The organism is Paenarthrobacter sp. NEAU-H11 (assembly GCF_050573415.1).
Classification (GTDB): Bacteria; Actinomycetota; Actinomycetes; order Actinomycetales; family Micrococcaceae; genus Arthrobacter.
Genome location: NZ_JBNZGA010000003.1, coordinates 190,990 through 212,859 on the forward strand (window position 1 = coordinate 190,990; position 21,870 = coordinate 212,859).

Sequence of the window (21,870 nt, forward strand, 5' to 3'; positions counted from 1 at the left end):
GGCAGTCCACACGCTTAATTGCGGACTGCCCGACAGGGGCACCAGGGCAGTTATCAAGGGAGCGAAAATCATGTCAGTTCTGAAAAAAGCCACTGCCGCAGCCGCTGGAAGCCTGTTTTTGCTGGGCGCCATTGCCGGACCTTCGCAGGCAGCGGACAACAACACGTTGAATGACGGCCTTGTAAACGTCACGATCGGTGACATCACCGTAGAAGATGCCGTTGACATCAACGTGGCAGCCAGTGTCGCAGCAAACCTTTGCGACGTCGCCGACATCGGATCGGTAGCAGTTCTTGGCGAAGCAGCAGACGCCACCGGCACCGAGCAGACGGTCTGCGATAGCGCCACCGGACCGGTCCGCATCGTCAATAACTAACAGCGCAGCGGACCGGATAAGAGGGCAAGCCTCAGCGCCTTCAGCGCACCGTCCTCCCTCCGGGTTTTCACTCGAGGAGCCCCAGCCATCGGCTGGGGCTCCTTTGTGTGCGCAGCCAGTCCCCGAACTTCTCACAAGACCTTAAATGCGAATGATTCTTGATAGCATGTGGCTTGACCCTTTGAAAGTCCTGCCATGAAATGACGCATCCATGCCTGCACCAGCCCTGTCCGTGACAGATCTTGCCCTCTCGCTCGGCACGCGGAGATTGGTGCATCCCCTGACCTTTTCAGTAGAGGCCGGTGAATGCGTCGCCCTGCTGGGAGCCTCGGGATCGGGCAAGTCCCTCACGGCATCGGCGCTGGCCGGCTCGCTTCCGGACGGGATCACCGCCACCGGGACGATCACTTTTGCGCCGGGGACGCCAGGGCCAACCAGGGCAGCCTTCATCAGCCAGGACCCGGCGACGGCCCTCAACCCCCTCGTTCCGGTCGGCAGGCAGCTCGCCATTCCGCTGCTCGCCGCAGGGTCCACCCGGGCAGAAGCAAGGACGGAAGCGGCCCGCCTGTTGTCACAGGCAGGCATAGGGGAACCCGCCCGGATCCTTCCGTGCTATACCGGCCAGCTCTCCGGCGGACAACTGCAGCGCGTCTGCATCGCCCTCGCCCTGGCCTGCGGCAGTCCCGTCCTGGTGGCGGACGAACCCACCACCGCCCTCGACGCCGTCACGCAACTGAAAGTACTTGAAACCCTTCGCGGCTGGGGAGCCGACGGCCGCAGCCTGCTCTTCATTACCCACGACCTCACCGCGGCCGCCGCGCTCTGCACGCGCGCCATCGTGATGGAAGCCGGCCGCATCGTGGAGCAGGCACCCATGTCCGAGTTGCTCCAAGACCCGCAACACCCCTACACGCGCCGCCTGGTAACGGCGGCCGCAGCATGATGGGGCCGCTCACTGCCGACAACATTTCCTTCACCTACCCCAGGCCCGGCTTCCGCAAGAAAAGGCCGGCAGGGACACTCCACAACATCAGCCTGCGCCTTTCACCGGGCACCAGCACGGCCCTGGTGGGGAGCTCCGGCTCCGGGAAGTCCACCTTGGTGCGGATCCTGCTGGCCCTGGCAAAGCCCGACGCCGGCACGGTCACCTTCGGTGCCCGTGCGGTCAGGCCCGGACCTGTCCGGTCCCTGCGCTGGTACCGGCAGACGGTGCAGTACATCCCGCAGAACCCGGCCGGTAGCCTCGACCCCCGGATGTCTGTTGCGCAGCTGCTGCGGGAACCACTAAGGCAGCTAAGGGTGGAAGGGAACCACCGGAGCCTCGTGGCCGACGCACTGGAACGGGTCGAGCTCCCTGCCGGCCTAATGGAGAGCCGCCCCGGCGAGTTGTCCGGCGGCCAGAACCAGAGGGTGGCCATTGCCCGGGCCATGGCAGTGCGGCCGGCCTACCTGCTGGCCGATGAACCCGTCAGCGGCCTGGATCTCCCCCTGCGGGATAACGTCCTGTCGCTGTTGGGCCGGCTGGTCCGCGAGGAAGGCCTGGGCCTGCTCCTGGTCACCCATGACCTCGGCACTGCTGCCAGGTTGTGCGCCACCACCGCCGTCCTTTCGCAGGGCCGCATCGTGGAGCACGCTCCCACGCACCAGGTGCTGGAAAACCCAGGCAGCCCCGAAGCCGCTGCACTGGTGCGCGCTTCATCAGCCCTGCAGTTCCCCTGCCATGCCCCGGCCGGTGTCCTGTGACGGCACTAGGGACTGCGGTGCCGACGGACACAGCGCCTCGCCCGTCCCCCGGCCTGCTCCTGGCAAGCCAGCTTGTTTTCAATATCGGCTTCTACGCCGTGGTGCCGTTCCTGGCCCTGGTTTTGACCCGGGACTTCGGCATGACCGCCACGGCCGTGGGAGTGGTCCTCGGCGCCAGGGTCTTCTGCCAGCAGGGGCTTTTCCTGGTGGGCGGAATGGTCACAGACAGGTGGGGCCCGCGGCGGGCCATGCTGGCGGGCTGCCTCGTGCGCATTTCCGGCTACCTCACCCTGGCCATGGCCGGCAGCTTTGCGCTGTTCCTCCTGGGGGCAGTCCTCACCGGGATGGGCGGCGCGCTGTTCTCGCCGGCGCTGGAGTCCCTGCTGGGGAAGGCGGAAGAACGACGACGGAACACCGGCGGGAAGGCGGCGGGACTTTTTGCGCTCCTCGCCATCTGCGGAGAAATCGGAGCGGTGGCCGGGCCCCTGCTGGGGGCCCTGCTGCTGGGCATTTCCTTCAGCTGGGCAGCGCTGGCGGGGGCGGCGGTGTTTGCCGTAATGACCATGGTCCTGTGGCGCAGCATGCCCGCTGAAGATTCACGACCGGCGCCGGACATGCTCAGGGCCGCGGTCCCCCTGCGGGAAGCCGTCCCGCGCGCAGATGGAATCACCGGGATGCTGCGGGAGAGGCGCTTTGTGGCTTTCGCGGCCCTGTACAGCGTCAGCCTCCTGGCCTACAACCAGCTGTATTTCGGCCTCCCCGTCGAACTGGCCAGGACCGGGGCGGGAGCCGGCGCGCTGGCCGGCCTGTTCGCCGCCGCCTCGGTCCTGACCATTGCGCTGCAGCTGCCCATCTCCCGGTTGACCGTCCGGATGGGTCCGGGACGCGCGCTCACCACCGGCTTCACCCTCAAGGGCCTGGCCTTCGCCGGAATGGCCCTGCTGGCCCAGTCCCCTGCCGTCGGCACACTGCAGCTCCTGCCGGCACTGCTGCTGGTGGCGGGGCTCTGCCTTGGGCACATGTGCGCCGGTCCGGTGGCCATGCCGCTGGTCCTCGACTTCGCCCGCGGCCGCCGCTCCGGCATCTATTACGGATTCCTGGCGAGCATGGGCGGGTGCGCTGTCCTGCTGGGCAACCTCGTCCTGGGGCCGCTCTACTCAGCGGCCACCCACCCGGGCGCCGCCGCCGCCTTGCCATGGGCGGTAATGGCGGCACTCATGGTGATTCCCGCCGTCGGACTTCCCGGGCTCCTGCCACCCACACGGTCAACCCCTGGCACCTAACACGGTCCCGGCCCCGGCCAGTTCCCTCCACCACTCATCGAAACAGGTATCAACGTGCCCATAATGCGACTGGAAACCCACCTCATGACGCTTACCGCCGTCCTCCTCACGGTCAGCCTCACCGGATGCTTCGCCGGCGGCGGGCATGCCGCAGGCAGCGGAAACGGCGAGCGCCGCATCAAACTGGCGATGCTCCAGCCGCCGCGTTCGGGACTGTCGCCCCTCAGCGATGACGCCTTCAAGCTTTCACGCTGGAAGACAGCGGAGACCCTGGTGGAACTGGACAGGCTGGGCGAGGCGCAACCTGCCCTGGCAACGGAGTGGCTGCAGGTGGACCGGACTTCCTGGCGTTTTGTCCTGCGGGACAGCGTGGAGTTCCACGATGGAACCGCCATGACCCCGGTGGAAGTCGCTGCCTCGCTGACTGCCGCGGCGCAGGGCAGCCCCAAGCCCAGGATCCTGGACGGCGTGGAACTCACCGCCCGGGCGGAGGGCTCAAACGCGGTCATCATTACGACGGCGGCACCGGATCCGCTCCTGCCCCAGCGGCTGTCCAGCCCGCAACTGGCCATCCTCGCGGCCTCGGCATATAAGGACGGCGGTGTGGTCAGTCCCGTGAATGCGGGCACCGGGCCTTACCGGCTGGTTTCCGTGGAGGGCACATCCTCGGCCCGGCTGGACCGCTTCGACGCGTACTGGGGCGCGCAGGCGGAGGCCGACGGCGTGGACGTCCAGTTCGTCCCGGACGGCACCGCCCGGGCAGCAGCCCTCCGGACCGGCGACGCGGATGTTGTGGAAGCCATCCCGGTGGGCCAGGTGGCCCGGATCGAACCCGGGCTGGTGCACGAGGTGCCCATGCCGCGGACCAACACGCTGTACCTCAACACGGCGTCGGGCCCCTTCGCGGACCCGGCCGTCCGCGCCGCAGCCCGCGCCGCAATTGACGCCGGCACCATCGTGGACCGGGTCTATGAAGGGCGGGCAGACAAAGCCGCCGGGTTGCTGGGCCCGGCACTCCCGTGGGCAGCCGGGCAGCGGGAAAGCGATGAGTACGCAGCAGCCCTGGCCACCCGGGCGGCCGCCACCGCGGTCAGGGGGACCGCCATCCGGCTCGGCACCTTCACGGACCGCGCCGAGCTGCCCGAGGTCGCCGTCCAGCTTGAGCAGCAGCTGGAAGCCGCAGGATTTTCCGTGGAGCAGGATGTCCGGGAGTACCAGCACATCGAGGCTGACGCGCTGGCAGGGAAGTTCGATGCCTTCATCCTCTCGCGTGCCACAGTGCTGGATTCGGGCGACCCGGTTGCCTACCTTTACAGCGATTTCTCCTGCACCGGATCCTTCAACATCTCCCAGTTCTGCGACCCCCGGGTAGACGCAGCCCTGGCCACGGCCGCGGGCATGCCTGCCGGTCCGGACCGCCGCGCCGCCATTGCCGCCGCCGAAAGCCTCATCCTTGCCCGGGACGCCGCCATCCCGCTGCTCCACGAACGCGTCATCCAGGGTGAATCGGCACGGGTGGCCGGGGTGGAGCGGGATCCGCGGGAACGGGCCCTGATTACCAGCCGGACCGGGATCACGGGCGGCGCGCAGTGAGGTCCGGGATGTCCGCTGCAGTCAAAGTCACCGTGTCCCGGGTCCTCGCCCTGCTTGGCCTGGTGGTGCTGATCGGGATGATGCCCTGGCTCTCGGGCCGCGGCGCCGAATACACCGTCCTGCGGGCCAGGTACGCGGACCGGGAGCCCACGCCCGAGGCACTCGCCGCAATCCGCGCCGAGCTCGGCCTGGAGCAGGGCCCGGCGGCCATGCTCCTGTCCTGGGTACAGGGGATCTTGGCCGGCGACCTGGGCACGTCCTGGATCAGCAGCACACCCGTGGGACCCGGCATCGCGGCGGCGCTGGGCGTCTCGGTGACCCTGATGGCGTTCGCCATCGCGTCCGCGGCACTCGTGGCGCTGCTGGCCTGCGCGCCGGCGGTAGTGGACGGGCTGCGGGGGCGGCGCAGGCCGGCGTCGGGCGCCCTGTCCGCTGCGCTGACATCCCTGCCCGAGTTCCTGCTGGCCGCCGTGCTGCTGGTGGCGGGTGCCATCTGGCTGCGGTGGTTTCCGCCCTTCGGCTGGCAGGGCCCGGAGCATGCGGTCCTGCCCGCCCTTTCGCTCGGAATCCCGGCCGGCGGTCTGATCGGGCTGCTGGTCTCCGACGCCGTACGGGCAGCGTTTGCCGAACAGTGGGTGGCCACGTGGCGGATGGCCGGGGCCGGGCCTGCGCTGCTGGCCGCAGCGGTGCTCCGCCGGGCGCTTCCCGCCGTGCTCCCGCAGGCCGGCCTGGTCCTGGTGGGGCTGACCGGCGGTGCAGTGGCAGTGGAAAAGGTATTCGCCATTCCAGGGCTCGGCCGGGCGCTGCTGGGCGCGGCCAGCGCGCAGGACGTCCCCACCCTGCAGGCCGGCATGCTGGCACTGATGGGGTTCGCCCTGCTGGTGGGAACGCTGACGACGGCGGTGCGGCACCTGCTGATCGGGCCCGCGGTCCGCTTCGGAACGCTTCCGCTTCCCGAGCCCCCGCGGTCAGCGAACCGCCGGCATCTGGCCGCGCCGGCAGTGGCCGGCCTGGCCCTGCTCCTGGTTGCCGGGGCCGGGCTGCTGCGCGACCCCCTCGCCTCGGGGCATGCCAGGCTGGCGCCGCCCGCCTGGACACTCCCCTTCGGCGCCGACGCCAGCGGCCGGGACCTGCTGGCACGGGTGGGGCACGGGGCCGTGGGAACGCTGGGGACAGCGCTGGCAGTGGTGCTTGCCTGCCTGGCTGTGGGAATCGCCGTCGGACTCTTTCCTCTTGCCGCCACGGGACCCCTGGAGGTAACGAACGCGGCCCCGCCCATCCTGGCCGGCCTTGTTGTTGCTGCGCTCACCGGCCCTTCGGCACACGGCGCGGCCCTCGCCGTGGCCGCCGTGAGCTGGGCGCCCCTGGCGGCGCACACTGCGGCTTTGGCCCAGGAAGCAAGGGCGCAGCCGTATGTGCGCATCCTTCCCGTCCTCGGGGTGGGCAAGGCACGCATCATGCTCCGCTACATCCTCCCGGCGGTGGCCGCCCCGCTCCTGCGCCATGCGATGCTCCGGCTGCCCGGAACGGCACTCGCGCTGGCGGCTCTCGGGTTCCTGGGGCTGGGCCCGCAGCAGCCCTCGCCGGAGTGGGGACTCATTCTGGCCGAGGGCATGGGCTATGTTGAGCGTGCCCCGTGGGCAGTCCTGGCACCCGCCTCCGCACTGGTCCTGGCGTCCGTAGTGGCAGTGGGACTGGCTGGCGGAGGGCAGCAGAAAGCCCGCCGCCTGCACCGTTGAGGTGCGGGCAGCGGGCCCAATAACTGAAGTCGGCACCTTGGGACACCAGGTTCCAAAGGGCCGAAAAAGAAGCGCCGCACTGGTCCTGGGACCAGGATCCATAGCTGATCCGTTAGTGCTGCGGCGTCACAGGGCTGCCCGGTAACGGCAACAGCACCTTGCGACAACTAGCCGATCCGACGGGTGTCTACCTCGTCGTCGTCTTCTTCCAAATCATCCGCGTACTTATCCACATAAGCCGAATAGTCCGGTTCAACCGGCTCATTCGCGTAATGGCTCGTGGCACGACTGCTTGGGCCCGTCAGCTCACGCTGAAGTGCCGAGTAGTCAGTGTTCGGGGAGTAGTACTTGATATCCCGAGCCTGCTTGGTAGCTTTTGCCTTTTGACGGCCGCGCCCCATGGCGTGACCCCCTTTTGTACTTGGACCGGAGGTGGTCACCTTGGCTATCGGTGAGGCCCCGGAATGTTTGGTCAATTTGTCGTACACCTAGATTACATGCTTTCGACTGCCCCCGCTTGCCACGAACGGCCCCCGCAGGTGGTTTGCGTTACCATTCACGGCCCCGAGCCGCAGGTTTCCGGCTTTTTTCTTCGGTAGAGTCTCTTGGACAACTGCTGATACAGGCCGCAGACCGGCTGCCCGCCGCGGAGAGAACGCAGGAGGACCCATCCCCGTGAACCACCAGGACGTCCCGCCGAAGCCCTCCTCGCCGCCCACGGCCGGGCTGCCCCGCGTGCCTGCCCCTGCTGCCCGGCCGGTCCTGCACCCGCACATGCAACCGCAGGACGGTGCGGCGCCGAGGTCCAGGCGGGTGAGGCGGCGGACCCTGTGGATAGCGTTCTTTGTGGCCGTCCTACTGGCCGTAATCGGCTCGCTGGTATGGCTTGCCCTGTGGCTGAACTCCAACCCGGACAGCAGCACTTCCCGGGGCCAGGTTCCGGGGGTGCTGGAAACCACGGTCACGCCACCCGCAACGCCGCTGCCGCTGCCCCGCGAGGGGGTCCAGCCGGCCGACTATGCGCTGGGCGACTGCTTCAAGGACTTCGACCCCGAGTCGCTGTCCTCCACCGTGGTGCCCTGCGATACCGGGCACTCAGCCCAGCTCGTGGCATTGTTCCGCTACCCGGAGCGCGGCTCCTATCCCGGCGCCGAGGCACTGAAGGCCAAGGCCCTGGAAGCGTGCCAGGCAGCAAGGCTGGGCCCGGCCGCCAACGACTACGACTTGAACTTCGAGCGCAGCTTCCCCAGCACCACCAGCTGGGAATCCGGCGACCGCAGGGTCGACTGCTATGTGACTGCCCCGGGCGGCAATGTGATCAACGCAAGCGTGCTGCCCTAGCGGCCAAACCGCCCTGGCAGCACGCCTGCGTTTTGCCCCCGCTGGCCTCAGTCCTTGCGGCGGACGGACAGGCCGCTGCCGCCCAACGGCGCGGACGGGAGGCCCGTTCCGGCCGCAGTGAGTTCCTCAAGGTCCGCCGCCGTGTCCACCAGCACCGTATCGCCGTCGCTGATCTCACCGGCCAGGATGGCTTTCGCCAGCCTGTCGCCGATTTCCCGCTGCACCAGGCGGCGGAGCGGCCGGGCGCCGTAGGCGGGGTCGAACCCGGAGATGGCGAGCCAGGCCCGGGCGCCATCCGTGACTTCGAGGGTCAGGCGGCGCTCATGGAGCCGGCGTCCGAGTTCGTCCACCTGCAGCTCAACGATGCGCGCCAGCTCCTCCACGGTCAGGGCATCGAACAGCACAACCTCGTCCAGCCGGTTCAGGAACTCGGGCTTGAAGGATGCGTTGACGGTGGCCATGACGGCGTTCCGCTTGGCTTCGGCGTCCAGGGACTGGTCCACCAGGAACTGGCTGCCCAGGTTGGAGGTCAGCACCAGGATCACATTGCGGAAGTCCACCGTGCGGCCCTGCCCGTCGGTGAGGCGGCCGTCGTCGAGCACCTGCAGGAGGATGTCGAACACCTCCGGGTGCGCCTTCTCCACTTCGTCCAGCAGCACCACTGAGTAGGGACGACGGCGGACGGCCTCGGTCAGCTGCCCGCCTTCCTCGTAGCCCACGTATCCCGGAGGCGCCCCCACAAGGCGGGCCACGGAATGCTTCTCGCCGTACTCGGACATGTCGATCCGCACCATGGCGCGTTCGTCGTCGAAGAGGAAATCAGCCAGCGCCTTGGCCAGCTCGGTCTTGCCCACGCCGGTGGGTCCCAGGAAAAGGAACGAACCCGTGGGGCGGTTGGGATCGCTGATCCCGGCACGCGCGCGCCGGACGGCGTCGGAGACTGCCGCGACGGCCTTCGACTGGCCGATGAGCCGCTTCCCGAGCTCCGCCTCCATGTGCAGCAGCTTCTGGCTCTCGCCCTGCAGCATGCGGCCGGCGGGAATGCCGGTCCAGGCGGAGATGACCTCGGCGATGTCCTCAGCTGTCACTTCCTCGGCCACCATCTGGGCGGTCTTGTCCACCACGGCGGCTTCCGCTTCCGCAGCAGCGGTCAGCTCGCGTTCGAGCGCCGGGATTTCCCCGTAGAGAATCCGTGAAGCAGTCTCCAGGTCACCCTCGCGCTGGGCCTTGTCCGCAGCCGAGCGCAGCTCGTCGAGCTTGGCTTTCAGGTCGCCCACCCGGTTGAGTCCCGCCTTTTCAGCCTCCCACCGGGCGTTGAGGGCGGAGAGTTCCTCTTCCTTGTCAGCCTTGTCGGCGCGGAGCGCCGCCAGCCGCTCCACCGAGGCCGGGTCCGATTCCCCGGTCAGGGCCAGCTCCTCCATGGTGAGCCGGTCCACCTGGCGCCGCAGCTTGTCTATCTCCTCCGGGGCGGAATCGATCTCCATCCGGAGGCGGGACGCGGACTCGTCCACCAGGTCGATGGCCTTGTCCGGCAGCTGGCGCCCCGAAATGTACCGGTTCGACAACGTGGCTGCCGCCACGAGGGCGGAGTCGGCGATGGACACCTTGTGGTGGGCCTCGTAGCGCTCCTTGAGGCCGCGGAGGATGCCGATGGTGTCCTCTACGCTGGGTTCGCCGACGTACACCTGCTGGAAGCGGCGCTCAAGGGCGGCGTCCTTCTCGATGTTTTCGCGGTACTCGTCCAGGGTGGTCGCGCCGATCAGCCGCAGCTCGCCGCGGGCCAGCATGGGCTTGAGCATGTTGCCGGCATCCATCGAGGAATCACCGGTCGCCCCCGCCCCCACGACCGTGTGGATTTCATCGATGAAGGTCACGACCTGGCCCTCGGAGCCCTTGATCTCTTCAAGAACCGCCTTCAGCCGCTCCTCGAACTCCCCGCGGTACTTGGCGCCCGCCACCATGGAGCCCAGGTCCAGGGAGATGAGGGTCTTGCCGCGCAGGCTTTCGGGCACGTCGCCCGCCACCATCCGCTGCGCCAGCCCTTCCACCACGGCGGTCTTGCCCACTCCCGGTTCGCCGATGAGCACCGGATTGTTCTTGGTCCGCCGGGACAGGACCTGGATGACCCGCCGAATTTCGGAATCCCGGCCAATCACAGGGTCCAGCTTGCCGGCCCGGGCCATTCCGGTAAGGTCCGTGCCGTACTTCTCAAGCGCCTGGAAGGTGTTTTCCGGGTCCGGACTGTCCACCTTGCGGTCGCCGCGGACACCCGGCAGGGCGGCGAGCAGCGCCTCATGGGAGGCGCCGGCGTCGCGCAGCAGGCGGGCCGCGGCATCATTGCCCGCGGAGAGCCCGAGCAGGAGCACCTCGGTGGAGACGAACGTATCGCCCAGCCGGTCGGCTTCATTCTTGGCGTTCTGGATGGCCTGCAGGGCGGGCCGGGAGAGCTGGGCCTGCTGGCTGGAGCCGCCGGAGGTGGCCGGCAGGGCCTTGATGGCGCTGCTTGCCTGGACGCTGACCGAGTCCGGATCGGCGCCGGTGGCGCGCAGCAGAGCCACGGCGACTCCTTCGCGCTGGTCCATCAGGGCCTTGAGCAGGTGCGCGGGCTCCACCTGGGGGTTTCCGGCCGTGGAGGCGTTCATGGCCGCAGCCGACAGAGCCTCCTGGCTCTTGGTGGTGAATTTGACGTCCAAAGAGAGCTCCTTCCGGGGGCAGTTTTCCTAAGTTGAGTGTACTACGCTCAACTTTCCTTTGGGGATCCTTTTCCGGGACTGTTTGCCTACAGCGAAACAGCTCAAGGGCTGCGGCGGAAGGGGCAATCGACCCTATCTGCCTCCATCGCTGCTGTTCACATCCGCCGCCGCGCACTCTACTATCGGCCTGTGGCCGGGGGCAGCGTGCCGCCGGCGCAGTCAAGAGGGGACAATCCGTGAAAAAGTTCGTGGTTCTTTACGTCGCACAGCAGTCAGCCCAGGCCCAGATGGCGGAAAGCTCGCCGGAAGCCGCGCAGGAGGGCATGAAAGCCTGGATGGAATGGGCCGGACGCGCCGGTGACGGCATCGTGGACATGGGGAGTCCGCTGGGCGCCGGAACGGAAATCACCGCAACAGGGGCCGCTGAAGCCCCTGCGGGGGTGGCAGGTTACGGGATCATCCAGGCCGACGATCTTGCCGGTGCCCAGGCGCTGCTGGACGGCCATCCGCACCTCATGATGCCCGGGGCCAGCATCCAGGTCTACGAAACCCTGGACCTTCCCGGCATGTAGGGCGGCGCACAGTTTCCTCCTACAACGGGTAGACCGAAACCGCTGTCGCCTTCACCACGAAGTGCACCGGCAAGCCGGGAACCAGGCCGAGGTCCGCCGAGGCCGCGGGAGTGATGTCCGCCGCGAGGCTTCCCGCCCTGACCCGGATGAAGTCGCCATGCGGTTCAAGATCGGTGACGGCCACCTCGAAGGAATTCCGCGGGCTTCCGTGGGCATCGGTGAGGAACACCGAAACGGACGACGGCGGGAACACGGCCACAGCTGCCTGTCCCGGGGGGATGGGGTCCTCGCTGTGTCCGGCTATGTGCCGGCCCCGGCTGGTCAGGATGCCGTCACCGGCGAGCGTCCCGGGAACAAAGTTGAGCCCTGCCAGCCCGGCCGCGAAGGCGCTCCGGGGCCGTTGCAGCACCTGCCGTGTGGGGCCCTCCTCTGCGATGCCCCCGTTTTCAAGGATCACCACCCGGTCCGCCAGCATCAGCGCGTCCAGGACATCGTGGGTGATGATGAGGGCCGGCCGGTCCGCGAGGACATGTTTGAGCAGCCGCCGCAGCAGCGGGGCCGAGTGGATGTCCAGCGCGGCCATCGGTTCATCGAGGAGGAGGAGGCCGGGATCCGCGGCGAGCGCCCGGGCCACGGCAACGCGCTGGGCCTGCCCGCCCGAAAGCTCCCCCGGACGGCGTGCTGCAAGGCCTTCAGCTTCCACCTGTGCCAGCCACTGCAACGCCCTGGCCCTGGCCACGGGCCTGGGCGCACCCGCGCTGCGTGGACCGAAGGCCACGTTGTCCGCGGCGTTGAGATGCGGGAAAAGCAGCGGTTCCTGCGCCAGCAGCGCCGTCCCCCGGCGGTGGGGCGGGGTCCACTGGTTCCGTCCGTCCCCCACATGGAACAAGGTCCGGCCGTTCAGCTCGGCCCGTCCGCTGTCCGGCCGCAGCAGCCCCGCAATGACGGAGAACAGCGTCGACTTGCCGGCACCGTTAGGTCCCATCACCGCCACGGTTTCAGCGGGCCCCACGGAGAAGGCGACGTCGAAACCGCGCTCCGCCACGGCTGCCTGGAACGAGAACGTCACGGAACATCCCCGCCCGCCGCGGGAGCCGGCGTCGTCCGCTCTCCGGACAACCGGAGGGCGGGCGTCCTGCCCGCCGGGCGCCGGTACGCAAGTGCCACCACTGCGACTGCCACGGCCACCAGCACCAGGGAAAGCGCGACGGCGGCGTCGGGGTCCGTCTCCCGCTGCAGGTAGATCTCCAGCGGCAGCGTCCGGGTAACCCCCTGGAGGCTGCCGGCGAACGTGAGGGTGGCACCGAATTCGCCCAGGCTCCTGGCGAAGGCAAGGACCGCGCCGGAGGCCAGGCCGGGCAGGACGAGCGGCAGCGTGACGCGGCGGAAAACGGTCCCGGGCGATGCACCGAGCGTCGCTGCCACCGCCTCGTACCTGTGTCCGCCGGTGCGCAGCGCGCCTTCCAGGCTGACCACCAGGAACGGCAGGGCCACGAAGGTCTGGGCCAGGACCACGGCCGTGGTGGAAAACGCGATCTGCAGCCCCAGCACCTCAATCGCGCCGCCCAGGAGGCCCTGCCGGCCGAAGGTGTACAGGAGGGCAATGCCGCCCACCACGGGCGGCAGGACCAGCGGGAGCAGCACCAGCGCGCGCAGGAGCCCCAGCAGCGGGAGCGCGCCACGGGCAAGGACCACCGCCAGCGGCACGCCGAGCACGACGCACAGGGCAGTGCTGGCCGCCGAGGTCCGCAGGCTCAGGCCCAGCGCCGCAAGGGCGGACTCGGAGGTGACCAGCGGAACGAAGTTGGCCCAGTTGACGCGCGCCACGATGGCCGCCAGCGGCAGGACCACCACCGTGGCTGCCAGGACTGCCAGCGCGTACAGCCAGCGGGGGATGCCCGTATACGCCTGGCGCCCGCCTCCCCTTTGCCGCCGGTTGGCCTGCTGCCGGCCGGACGGCTGCCGGCTGGACTGCCTGCCGGTCACGTGCTGCCCATCATCTGCTGCCCGCTGCCGGCCCAAACCCGGCGGCTGCGAGGACTTCCCTGCCTTCGGGGCCTGCCACAAGCCCCAGGAACTTTGCGGCAGCGGTCTTGTTGCGGCTGCCGGCAAGCGTTGCGATGGGGTAGGTGTTCACCGCTGCGGCCGACTCGGGAAAGGGAACGCTGTCCACTTTGCCGCGGGCCGCCCGGACGTCGGTGACGTAGACGAGTCCGGCGTCAGCCTCTCCCGAGCTGACTTTGCCCAGGACATCGGCCACGGAGTTTTCCTCGCTGACCGGGCTGAGGTCCGTCCCCGTCTGCTGTTCGACGGCGGCCGCGGCGGCCCCGCAGGGCACCTGGCGGGCGCACATCACAAGCTTCGTTCCGCTCCTGGCCAAGTCGGCGAAGGATCCAATTCCTGCCGGGTTCCCTGCCGGGACGGCGATGGCCAGGGTATTGGTGGCAAAGTCCCGCGGTTGGCCGTCCACCAGGCCGGCGTCCTGCAGCCTGGCCATGTTGCTGGTGTCCGCCGAGGCGAACACGTCCGCGGGAGCGCCCTGGCTGATCTGGGTGGACAGGTCCGACGAACCGGCAAAGCTGAGGGTGACGCCGGTTCCGGGGTTCTCCTTTTCGAACCGTGCCGCGAGCTCGGTAAAACTGGCTTTAAGGGAAGCAGCGGCGAAAACGGTCAGTGTTTCCCGGCTGGTTCCCTGGGCGGCGTTGCCGCCGTCGCCGGCAGCACCGGTGCCGGCACAACCGGCGAGCAGGGCCGCCAGCAGGATTCCCGCCAGCAGGGCTCCGGCCCGCCGAACCGGCGTCACGCGGCTCCCTTTCCCTGCGGCGTTTCGATGATGACCGTGGTGGCCTTGACCACGGCGGTGGCCACGGAGCCGAGTTCCAGTCCCAGTTCCTTGACGGCCTCGCTGCTCATCAGGGACACCACGCGGAAGGGCCCGCACTGCAGCTCCACCTGGGCCATCACACTGTCCGCCTTGATGCCGGTGACGAGGCCCACGAAGCGGTTGCGGGCCGAACTGCCCGTGTGGTGCGGATCGGCCGGAAGCTGCGCCAGCTTCTGTGCGTGCCGCGCCAGTTCCAGGCCGTCCACGGCGAGCCGGCCGGCGTCGTCCTTCCGCGGCGTCAGGCTCCCGTTCTCGGTCCATCGCCGGACGGTATCGTCACTGACGCCCAGGAAACGGGCGGCCTCCGAAACGCGGATAGTAGGCATAGCCCCACTCTAATACGCATTTGCGGATTCAAGAGCTCCTCGGCGCCGCATTTCAGGATTTCGCCCTCCTGGAAGGAGCAACCGGCTCGCGCAGCTGCGCAGCACTAGACTTCCCCCATGGTCCTCTACATCGACCCGCCCCTCTGGCCTGCGCACGGAACGCACTTCTCGCACCTCATTTCCGACGAATCTCTGGCGGAACTGCACGCGTTTGCGGCTGCGGCGGGTGTCCCCGAACGGGCCTTTGACGGGGACCACTACGACGTTCCGGAGCGCCGCTTCGATGACCTCGTGGCGGCCGGCGCCGTTCCCGTGGAAGGACGGATCCTGGTCCGCAGGCTCATTGCCAGCGGCCTGCGCATTCCTGCCCGGCAACGGAACAAATCGCTCAAGGTGCCGCTGCTGAACCGCTGGAACTCGATCATGCCCGGCCATGACGCCCTCTTCCTGGACCTCCTGGACCGGTGGAGCGAGGACCACCGCCACTATCACGGCTGCACGCACCTGCTGGCGGTACTCGAAGCCCTCGACCTTCTCACCGATCCCGACGACCCGCCGCGGACAGTCCTGCTGGCGGCCTGGTTCCACGACGCCGTCTACCGCGGCATAGCCGGCCAGGATGAGGAGGAGTCCGCGCGCCTCGCCGAGGAGCGCCTGCACGGCGCCGGCCTTCCGGAAGCGGAGGCGGCCGAGGTGGCACGGCTTGTCAGGCTGACATCCGACCACTGCCCGGAAGAGGGGGACCGCGACGGCGCCCTCCTGTGCGATGCCGACCTGTCCGTCCTGGGCGGGGACCCGGAGGAATACGCCAGGTACGTTGCTGCCGTCCGCAAGGATTACGCGCACATCGGCGACGCCGACTTCGCGGCCGGGCGCGCCGCCGTCGTGCGCCATCTGCTGGAACTGGAGCCGCTGTTCCACAGCGGCAGGGCAAGGGAGCTGTGGCTGGCTGCCGCGCACCGCAATTTGAAGGGCGAACTGGCGTGAACGCACCCACCTCGAATTCCCGCCACACGTTCACTGCAAGTGCCGCGCACCGGCAACTGCCCTACGCGGTCCGGGTGGAGTGGGGGCTCGACGGCGGGAGCACCTTAACGTCCGGCGCGGACCTTGCCGTGGTGGTTGACGTCCTCTCCTTCAGCACCTGCGTAAGCGTCGCTCTGGACCGGGGCGCCGCGGTCCTTCCTTTTCCCTGGAAGGACACCGGCGCGGAGGATTTCGCTGCCCGCCACCGCGCCCTGCTGGCCGGGCCCAGGGACGGGGGCGGGCTCAGCCTCTCCCCCGCAAGCCTTAGGGCTGCCGGTTCCCTGGAGCGGGTGGTCCTGCCGTCCCCCAACGGTTCCGCGCTCTGCCACGAACTGGCGCGCACAGTTCCGTTGCTGGCCACCGTGTGCCTCCGGAATGCCGCAGCCACCGCGGACTGGGTGGCGGCCAACCTCCCGGAAGATGCAGTGATCGCAGTGGTTGCGGCCGGCGAACGCTGGCCGGACGGCACCCTCCGGCCGGCCGTGGAGGACCAGATTGGGGCGGGGGCATTCATCGCGGGCCTGGTGGCCGCCGGCAAGGGCGGCTACGAGGCCGAAGACGGCAGGCACGGATACTCGCCGGAGGCTGTGGCTGCGATGGCCGTCTTTGAGGCCGCCGAGCCCCGGCTCCGGGAGATGCTGCGTGGCTGCTCGAGCGGCCGTGAGCTGACCGGGGCGGGCTACGGTGCCGACGTCGATATCGCCGCGGAACTGGACGACAGCGACGCCGTGGCCATCATGGCGGGCGGGGCGTTCAGCCCCCGCTGACGTTGCCTGTGTTCCGCGCCGTTCCGCCCTGGCGTCCTAGCGGTAGGAGGACACGAAGGGCTGGGTGGTGGGCACAATCTGCTTGCCCAGCGGCATCAGGGACACCGGAATGAGCTTCAGGTTTGCGATGGCCAGCGGGATGCCAATGATGGTCACTGCCATCGCAAAGGCCGTGACCACGTGTCCAATGGCGATCCAGATGCCTGCCACCAGCAGCCAGATGACGTTGCCCAGCAGCGAGAACACGCCCGCACCGCCGGGTTTGTCCACCACCGTCCGGCCGAAGGGCCAGAGCGTGTACGCAGCGATCCGGAACGACGCGATGCCCCAGGGAATGGTGATGACCAGCAGGCAGCAGATGACCCCCGCGAAGAAATAACCCAGCGCGAGCCAGAAACCGCCGAAAACCAGCCAGATGATGTTGAGCAGTGCCTTCATCCCTCCATTGTGCCCCGGGGGCCGGGGCAACGGGATGGGGGCCTGCCCTGACCGGCCCCTGAATCCGCGGCTAGACCGAAGCAGCAGCTCCCTTGGCCGCCTGCACGAAGGCGCTGACCTTGGCCAGGTCCTTGACGCCGCGGGACGCCTCAACACCGGAGGAAACATCGACGCCCCAAGCGTGCGCCGCCGTGGCGGCCTGCGCAACATTGGCGGCGTCCAGCCCGCCTGCCAGCAGCCATTTACGTTCCTGCAGCACGGGGATTTCGGCCACGGACGCATAGTCCCAAGCCTCGCCGGAGCCGGGGACGGCGGCGTCGATCAGGAGCAGGTCTTCCCCCCAGTCCTCCAGCTCCTCGGCTGCGGCACCCATGGTGACGGCCCTGACCAGCTTCATGCCGGCGTCGTGCACCGTGGCCACGTCCCCGCGCGAGCGCCGGCCGTGCAGCTGGATCCACTCCAGCCCGGCTGCACGGGCGATGGCGAGGGCGTCGGCAACCGGCTCGTCACGGAACACGCCGATGGGCGTAACCCCGGCCGGCACTTCGGCCAGCAGCGCGGAGGCCTGGGAGGGCGAGACCACGCGGGGACTGGCCGTGAGGACGAAACCCACCGCGTCGGCCCCTGCCTCCGCGGCAGCGCGGATGGATTCCGGCGTGCTGAGGCCACACACTTTGACGAACATTCCCGGCTCCTTAGGCTGTTTTCGTGTTGTCCCCCCGCAGGAGAGTAGCAGGGATGGATGGGAGCTGCCGATACCGGCAGGCAGGCCAACTAGGCTGGGCTGATGGAGATCATCCGCTTCGCAGACCGCAAGCCCCAGCCCTGGCGCAACGGCGGCGGGGTCACGCGCCAGATCGCCGGCCATCCCGACGCCGCCTCCCTCCAGGATGCCGGGTGGGACTGGCGGGTCAGCATCGCCGAGGTCACCAAAGCCGGGGACTTCTCGCCGTTCCCTGGCATGGAGCGGGTACTGACGGTGGTCGAGGGCGAACTCCTGCTCCTGACCGTGGACGGCGCTGAGCATCCCCTGGAGAAGTACCGTCCGTTCCGTTTTCCCGGCGGGGCCGCCACCTCCTGTGCCCTTCCCACGGGAGATGTCAGGAACCTCAACGTCATTACCCGGGCCGGCAGCTTCAAGGGTTTCACGTCCATCATTGAGATTTCGAAGAAACGTGCCCACCCGCTGTTTGCCGGCCAGTTGGGGATCCTGCTGCAGGGCCAGGCCACAGCCTCGGACGCAAGCCATGAACCCGAGGCCCTGGGCCGCTACGACGCCGTGGTGGGCTCGGACAGCGCGTCCCCGGAGATCCTGGGCCGCGGCTTCCTTGCCGTCGTGTCCATCGACCAGGTCACTGGCTCAGACTGAACGAGCCCACCTGCACAACAGTGCTGCTCCGGCGGGCCTCCTCTGCGGCGAAAACGGCTGCGTGGCTGACCAGGGACTCCTCCAGTCCAGACACCACCGCCGACCAGTCACCGGTGGCCAGCGCAGCCACCCAGGCCTGCACCAGGCCGCGGTCGCCGCCCTCGTGCTTTTCCCCCTGGACCCGCGGCGCGGCAGCGGGGACCGGGTGGACAGCGGTTGTCCCGGTCAGGAAATCGAAGACTGAGATGGCTTCGGCTTCCACGTCGATCTCCCCATGGCTGCCGAAGATCCGGGTGCGCCGCGGGCCGACGGCGGTGAAGGCCGTGGCCGTGAAGGCGGCAGTTGTGCCGTTTTCGTATTCAATGTTCACCACCTGGTGGTCCACAACGTCGTTGTCCGAAAAATAGACGCAGCGGCCATAGGGGCCGGTTGCCAGGGCGTGCAGCAGCGACTCTGGCGTGCCGCCCGGATCCACCACGTCCGCGAAGTATGCCCTCGCGGGGTCAGCCCTAGCCCCGTTCAAGGGGCGGCCCGCACCATAGATTTTCAGCGCGGAATAGGGGCAGCGGGGCTCGGCGGGGCAGTCGATGCAGCGGCGGGCCGCACCCTCCGGCGCCCCTTCGGGGCGGAAATGGGCCAGCGTTCCGAAGGACGACACCTTCAGTGGCCTGCTCCCGATGATGAAGGACAGCCAGTCGACGTCGTGCGTGCACTTGGCAAGGAGGAACGGACTCGAGTCTTCCTCCCGGCGCCAGTTTCCGCGGACGTACGAATGCGCGAAATGCCAGAAGCCCACGGGCTCCAGGTGTTGGACGGAGATGATCCGGCCCACCGCCCCGCCCAACAGCAACTCCCTGAGGAGCGCTGTCAGCGGGGTGTAGCGCAACACGTGGCAGACAGTCGCGGTGGCGCCGCTTTCACGGCCCAGGCGTTCCAGTTCTGCGCAGCCGGCGGGGTCGACGGCGACGGGCTTCTCCAGGAGGATGGGGTAGCCGTGGGCTGCGGCGGCCGCGAACGGACCCCCGTGCTCCCGGTCAGGCGTGGCGATGATGATGCCGTCGGCCGGCAGGCGGTTCTTGAGCATTGCCTGCCAGTCCTCGAATACGCCTTCCGCCGGCACTTTCAATTCGGCCGCCAGGCGGTTGCGCAGCAGCGGGCGCGGCTCGGCCAGGCCCGCAATGACGGCCTGTCCCGTGGCAACGGCGAGCCGGGCATAGGCTGCGCCCCTCGCGCCTGCACCTGCGATGAGGAGCCGCACCGGGTGCCCTTGCGCCGGCACGGCGCCCACTGATCAACCGTTCCCGGGATCGGCAAGCCATTCCAGCGCCACGGCGGCTGTCCACGACTGGTCCATGCTGCCCAGCGGTTCGCCGGTGAAGGGTTCGTAGTACTCACCGAAGTGGCCCTCCATCAGCTGGGCGAGGGAGGCCTCCCGCAGCTGGCGGTAGCGCTTCTCGTCGCCGCGCCTCCGCAGGCAGTGGGCCAGGTACCAGTTCATCACGGGCCATACGGGTCCGCGCCAGTACTGGCGGGGCTTCAGCCCTTCGTAGGTGGTGGACGTGGAAGCCGGCAGCGGGAAGGCCAGGCGGGGGTCGCCCGTCCAGTCCGGCCCTTCGAAGACTTCCAGTTGCCGGTCGAGGAGGGCCTGGTCATTGGTGGAAATGAGGGGCGCGAATCCGGCCATGGTGGGAGGTCCGATCCACTCCCCGGTCAGCACGTCCCGGTCGCGGGCGAGTCCGGTCCTGCCATCCACCGTCGCGTCGACGCCGTCGCGGAATTCCCTGGCCCATTCCCGCAACCGGGGCGCCTCCTCCGGCAGTCCGAACTGTTCCGCCAGCACGGCCAGGTCCTCGTTGGCCGCGGCGTAGATCGCGGACATAAAAACGTCCTTGACCTGGAAGGCCATTACCCGGGGCAACTGCGCGTCGTCGAACCGTACGTCTGCCATCTGTTGCACCAGCCAAAGGTAGCGGCTGTACTCCTCGTCGCTGGGGCGCTGGCTGTGGTCCTTGACCTTCTGCGTGTCCGTGCGGACGAACGGCTCCATCTCCCCCGGTTTGACCCTGGAATACGGGCCGTCGAAGCGGGGGGAGTTGTCCATCCCGGACTCCCAGCCGTGGTAGATGGTCAGCAGGCCCGAGCCGTCCCCGCCGCGGGCGCTCCGCAGCCAGGCGTGCCAGTCGATCCATCCCGGCAGCGTCCGGCGGGTGAATTCATCGGCGAGCCTGGCATCCTCGCCGCCCGCCGCCGTCGCCCTTTCCACGATGCGGCGCAGCATGGTGGCATGTACCGGCGGCTGGCAGATGCCGCTGGACTGCACACCCTCCGGCGAGGCCCCGCGGGTCCCCCACCGCTCGACGTCGGGGAAGTAGCCGGGGACGTCCGAGAAGACGATGTGCGGGATCATCCCGCTCTTCCACTGGGCGGCCAGCAGGTAGTCGAGCTCCCGGAGGGCCCGTTCGACGCTCACGGTCGAAAGTCCGGCGGCGACGAACGCGGCGTCCCAGCTCCACATGTGCGGATACAGGTTCGGTGCAGCCGTCACCATGGTGCCGAGGTCGTTGGCTGCCAGGACGTCCCTGGCACGGCGCCCGAGCTCCTCGAGGTCCCTGATCGGATACGTGTCCGGGCTCATGCCGTGAGCCCGAGCTGGGTTTCCGTGTCGAAGAACCGGATAGTTGCCTGGTCGAACCTCAGGCCAACCTTCTCCCCCGGGGAAACCCGTACGGTGGAGGCAACCTGGACCTTGATGGTCTGTCCGCCCAGGTCCACGGTCAGCAGCGTTGCGTGGCCAAGCGGTTCCACCACTTCCACGGTGGCGCCAAGGGTCCCCGGGGCTCCCCGCTGCTCAATGTAGATGTTTTCCGCGCGGATCCCGACCATCACGGGAAGGCCGCCGGACCGGGCCGCAGAGCGGGCCAGGAATTCAGGCGCCTCGGTGCTTTGGCCGGCGACTTCCAGGGCGCCCTGCTGCGTCACGCGGCCCTCGAGGAAGTTCATTGGCGGCGAGCCGATGAATCCCCCGACGAAGCGGTCAGCCGGCTCCTCGTAGACGGTGATGGGATGCCCCAGCTGGGCTATCTGCCCTTTCTTCATCACGGCCACCCGGTCTGAAAGGCTCATCGCTTCCACCTGGTCGTGGGTCACGTAAAGCGTGGTGGAACCCAACTGCTGGACGATCTTTTTCAATTCCGCCCGGAAGTCGAGCCGCAGGAGGGCGTCCAGGTTGGACAGGGGCTCGTCCATGAGCAGCACGTCCGCGTCCATGACGATGGCCCTGGCGACGGCGACGCGCTGGCGCTGCCCGCCCGAGAGCTGGGCAGGGTAGCGGTCCAGGTAGGGGGTGAGCTGGAGCAGGTCGGCCGCCCAGGCGACCTTCTTCTCGAGTTCATCCCTAGGCACCTTCTTCATGACCAGGCCGAACCCGATGTTGGTGCGGACCTTGCGGTGCGGGAACACGGCGTAGGACTGGAACACCATGGAGAGGTTCCTGTCCTGCGGGGGCAGGTACGTTACATCCCGGCCGCCGATGGAGATGCTCCCCTCATCCGGGAAGTCCAGCCCCGCCACCATGCGCAGCAGGGTGGTCTTCCCGCAGCCGGAGGGCCCGAGGAGCACCATGAACTCACCCTCCGCAACCTCGAGGGACACGTTGTTCGTGGCCAGCTCGGTGCTGCCGGGGTAGGTCTTGTGGAGACCCTTGATGGAGATGTCAGCCAT

22 protein-coding genes are annotated in these 21,870 nt (G+C 68.6%); 11 read left to right on the forward strand and 11 right to left on the reverse strand.

The features are described from left to right. Window positions 1-70: 70 nt before the first annotated feature. The 6 genes from ACQ3DC_RS05610 (at window position 71) to ACQ3DC_RS05635 (ending at window position 6,734) form a co-directional block, all read left to right on the forward strand. Window positions 71-376 (forward strand): hypothetical protein, encoded by a 306-nt coding sequence (locus ACQ3DC_RS05610; RefSeq protein ID WP_430751752.1) that lies wholly within the window; start codon window positions 71-73, stop codon window positions 374-376. Window positions 377-587: 211 nt separating this feature from the next. Beyond that, complete coding sequence (locus ACQ3DC_RS05615; RefSeq protein ID WP_430751753.1) at window positions 588-1,319, forward strand: ATP-binding cassette domain-containing protein; 732 nt, start codon at window positions 588-590, stop codon at window positions 1,317-1,319. Beyond that, on the forward strand, window positions 1,316-2,119 hold the full coding sequence (locus tag ACQ3DC_RS05620; protein ID WP_430751754.1) for an ABC transporter ATP-binding protein: 804 nt from the start codon (window positions 1,316-1,318) through the stop codon (window positions 2,117-2,119). Before ACQ3DC_RS05615 ends, ACQ3DC_RS05620 begins: the two co-directional genes overlap by 4 nt. Before the next feature lie 17 nt (window positions 2,120-2,136). Further along, complete coding sequence (locus ACQ3DC_RS05625; RefSeq protein WP_430751755.1) at window positions 2,137-3,402, forward strand: MFS transporter; 1,266 nt, start codon at window positions 2,137-2,139, stop codon at window positions 3,400-3,402. Between the two features lie 63 nt (window positions 3,403-3,465). Then, a complete protein-coding gene (locus tag ACQ3DC_RS05630) occupies window positions 3,466-4,995 on the forward strand; it encodes an ABC transporter substrate-binding protein (RefSeq protein ID WP_430751756.1) in 1,530 nt (509 codons plus the stop codon). Window positions 4,996-5,003: 8 nt separating this feature from the next. Beyond that, window positions 5,004-6,734: an ABC transporter permease subunit gene (locus tag ACQ3DC_RS05635; protein ID WP_430751757.1), complete on the forward strand. Its 1,731-nt coding sequence runs from the start codon at window positions 5,004-5,006 to the stop codon at window positions 6,732-6,734. Window positions 6,735-6,901: 167 nt separating this feature from the next. Here ACQ3DC_RS05635 and ACQ3DC_RS05640 read toward each other — a convergent pair whose 3' ends face one another. After that, on the reverse strand, window positions 6,902-7,135 hold the full coding sequence (locus ACQ3DC_RS05640; RefSeq protein ID WP_009359485.1) for a DUF3073 domain-containing protein: 234 nt from the start codon (window positions 7,133-7,135) through the stop codon (window positions 6,902-6,904). Between the two features lie 274 nt (window positions 7,136-7,409). On the opposite strand from ACQ3DC_RS05640, the gene ACQ3DC_RS05645 reads away from it, so the two are divergent. Beyond that, on the forward strand, window positions 7,410-8,075 hold the full coding sequence (locus ACQ3DC_RS05645; RefSeq protein WP_430751758.1) for a septum formation family protein: 666 nt from the start codon (window positions 7,410-7,412) through the stop codon (window positions 8,073-8,075). 47 nt (window positions 8,076-8,122) lie between these two features. Here ACQ3DC_RS05645 and clpB read toward each other — a convergent pair whose 3' ends face one another. Continuing rightward, entirely contained in the window at window positions 8,123-10,768 is a 2,646-nt protein-coding gene (clpB, locus tag ACQ3DC_RS05650) for an ATP-dependent chaperone ClpB (protein WP_430751759.1), read from the reverse strand. A gap of 236 nt (window positions 10,769-11,004) precedes the next feature. Here clpB and ACQ3DC_RS05655 point away from each other — a divergent pair, with 236 nt between their 5' ends. Next, window positions 11,005-11,340 carry a hypothetical protein gene (locus ACQ3DC_RS05655; RefSeq protein ID WP_157240638.1) on the forward strand — a complete coding sequence of 112 codons (336 nt, stop codon included), beginning with the start codon at window positions 11,005-11,007 and terminating at the stop codon, window positions 11,338-11,340. A gap of 19 nt (window positions 11,341-11,359) precedes the next feature. On the opposite strand, the gene ACQ3DC_RS05660 is transcribed toward ACQ3DC_RS05655, so the two are convergent. The 4 genes from ACQ3DC_RS05660 to ACQ3DC_RS05675 all read right to left on the reverse strand — a co-directional run bounded on the left by ACQ3DC_RS05660 (window position 11,360) and on the right by ACQ3DC_RS05675 (window position 14,550). Next, window positions 11,360-12,409, reverse strand: coding sequence for a sulfate/molybdate ABC transporter ATP-binding protein (locus tag ACQ3DC_RS05660; protein ID WP_370460560.1), 1,050 nt, complete (start codon window positions 12,407-12,409; stop codon window positions 11,360-11,362). After that, window positions 12,406-13,236, reverse strand: coding sequence for an ABC transporter permease (locus ACQ3DC_RS05665; RefSeq protein ID WP_421093247.1), 831 nt, complete (start codon window positions 13,234-13,236; stop codon window positions 12,406-12,408). Before ACQ3DC_RS05665 ends, ACQ3DC_RS05660 begins: the two co-directional genes overlap by 4 nt. A gap of 100 nt (window positions 13,237-13,336) precedes the next feature. Continuing rightward, window positions 13,337-14,143 (reverse strand): molybdate ABC transporter substrate-binding protein, encoded by an 807-nt coding sequence (gene modA, locus ACQ3DC_RS05670; RefSeq protein ID WP_421093227.1) that lies wholly within the window; start codon window positions 14,141-14,143, stop codon window positions 13,337-13,339. After that, on the reverse strand, window positions 14,140-14,550 hold the full coding sequence (locus tag ACQ3DC_RS05675) for a TOBE domain-containing protein (protein WP_430751760.1): 411 nt from the start codon (window positions 14,548-14,550) through the stop codon (window positions 14,140-14,142). Before ACQ3DC_RS05675 ends, modA begins: the two co-directional genes overlap by 4 nt. A 117-nt stretch (window positions 14,551-14,667) precedes the next feature. Between ACQ3DC_RS05675 and ACQ3DC_RS05680 the strand changes: the two genes are divergently transcribed. After that, window positions 14,668-15,537 carry a DUF4031 domain-containing protein gene (locus ACQ3DC_RS05680; RefSeq protein ID WP_321214607.1) on the forward strand — a complete coding sequence of 290 codons (870 nt, stop codon included), beginning with the start codon at window positions 14,668-14,670 and terminating at the stop codon, window positions 15,535-15,537. Continuing rightward, entirely contained in the window at window positions 15,534-16,343 is an 810-nt protein-coding gene (locus tag ACQ3DC_RS05685; protein WP_430751761.1) for a 2-phosphosulfolactate phosphatase, read from the forward strand. The genes ACQ3DC_RS05680 and ACQ3DC_RS05685 overlap by 4 nt, the downstream gene beginning before the upstream one ends. Window positions 16,344-16,379: 36 nt before the next feature. Here the strand turns inward: ACQ3DC_RS05685 and ACQ3DC_RS05690 are convergent, their stop codons facing one another. Then, entirely contained in the window at window positions 16,380-16,781 is a 402-nt protein-coding gene (locus tag ACQ3DC_RS05690; RefSeq protein WP_157240631.1) for a YccF domain-containing protein, read from the reverse strand. Window positions 16,782-16,851: 70 nt separating this feature from the next. Continuing rightward, window positions 16,852-17,466: a phosphoribosylanthranilate isomerase gene (locus ACQ3DC_RS05695; protein ID WP_157240623.1), complete on the reverse strand. Its 615-nt coding sequence runs from the start codon at window positions 17,464-17,466 to the stop codon at window positions 16,852-16,854. A 102-nt stretch (window positions 17,467-17,568) separates the two neighbouring features. On the opposite strand from ACQ3DC_RS05695, the gene ACQ3DC_RS05700 reads away from it, so the two are divergent. Further along, complete coding sequence (locus tag ACQ3DC_RS05700) at window positions 17,569-18,150, forward strand: HutD/Ves family protein (protein ID WP_323057501.1); 582 nt, start codon at window positions 17,569-17,571, stop codon at window positions 18,148-18,150. Here the strand turns inward: ACQ3DC_RS05700 and ACQ3DC_RS05705 are convergent. From ACQ3DC_RS05705 to ACQ3DC_RS05715, 3 genes are read right to left on the reverse strand one after another with little or no spacing between them, the layout of a single operon-like run. Next, complete coding sequence (locus ACQ3DC_RS05705) at window positions 18,134-19,438, reverse strand: Gfo/Idh/MocA family protein (protein ID WP_430751762.1); 1,305 nt, start codon at window positions 19,436-19,438, stop codon at window positions 18,134-18,136. The two genes, ACQ3DC_RS05700 and ACQ3DC_RS05705, sit on opposite strands and share 17 nt — an antisense overlap. Window positions 19,439-19,441: 3 nt before the next feature. Next, entirely contained in the window at window positions 19,442-20,785 is a 1,344-nt protein-coding gene (ggh, locus tag ACQ3DC_RS05710; protein WP_421093224.1) for a glucosylglycerate hydrolase, read from the reverse strand. Further along, complete coding sequence (locus tag ACQ3DC_RS05715) at window positions 20,782-21,870, reverse strand: ABC transporter ATP-binding protein (RefSeq protein ID WP_157240620.1); 1,089 nt, start codon at window positions 21,868-21,870, stop codon at window positions 20,782-20,784. The genes ggh and ACQ3DC_RS05715 overlap by 4 nt, the downstream gene beginning before the upstream one ends.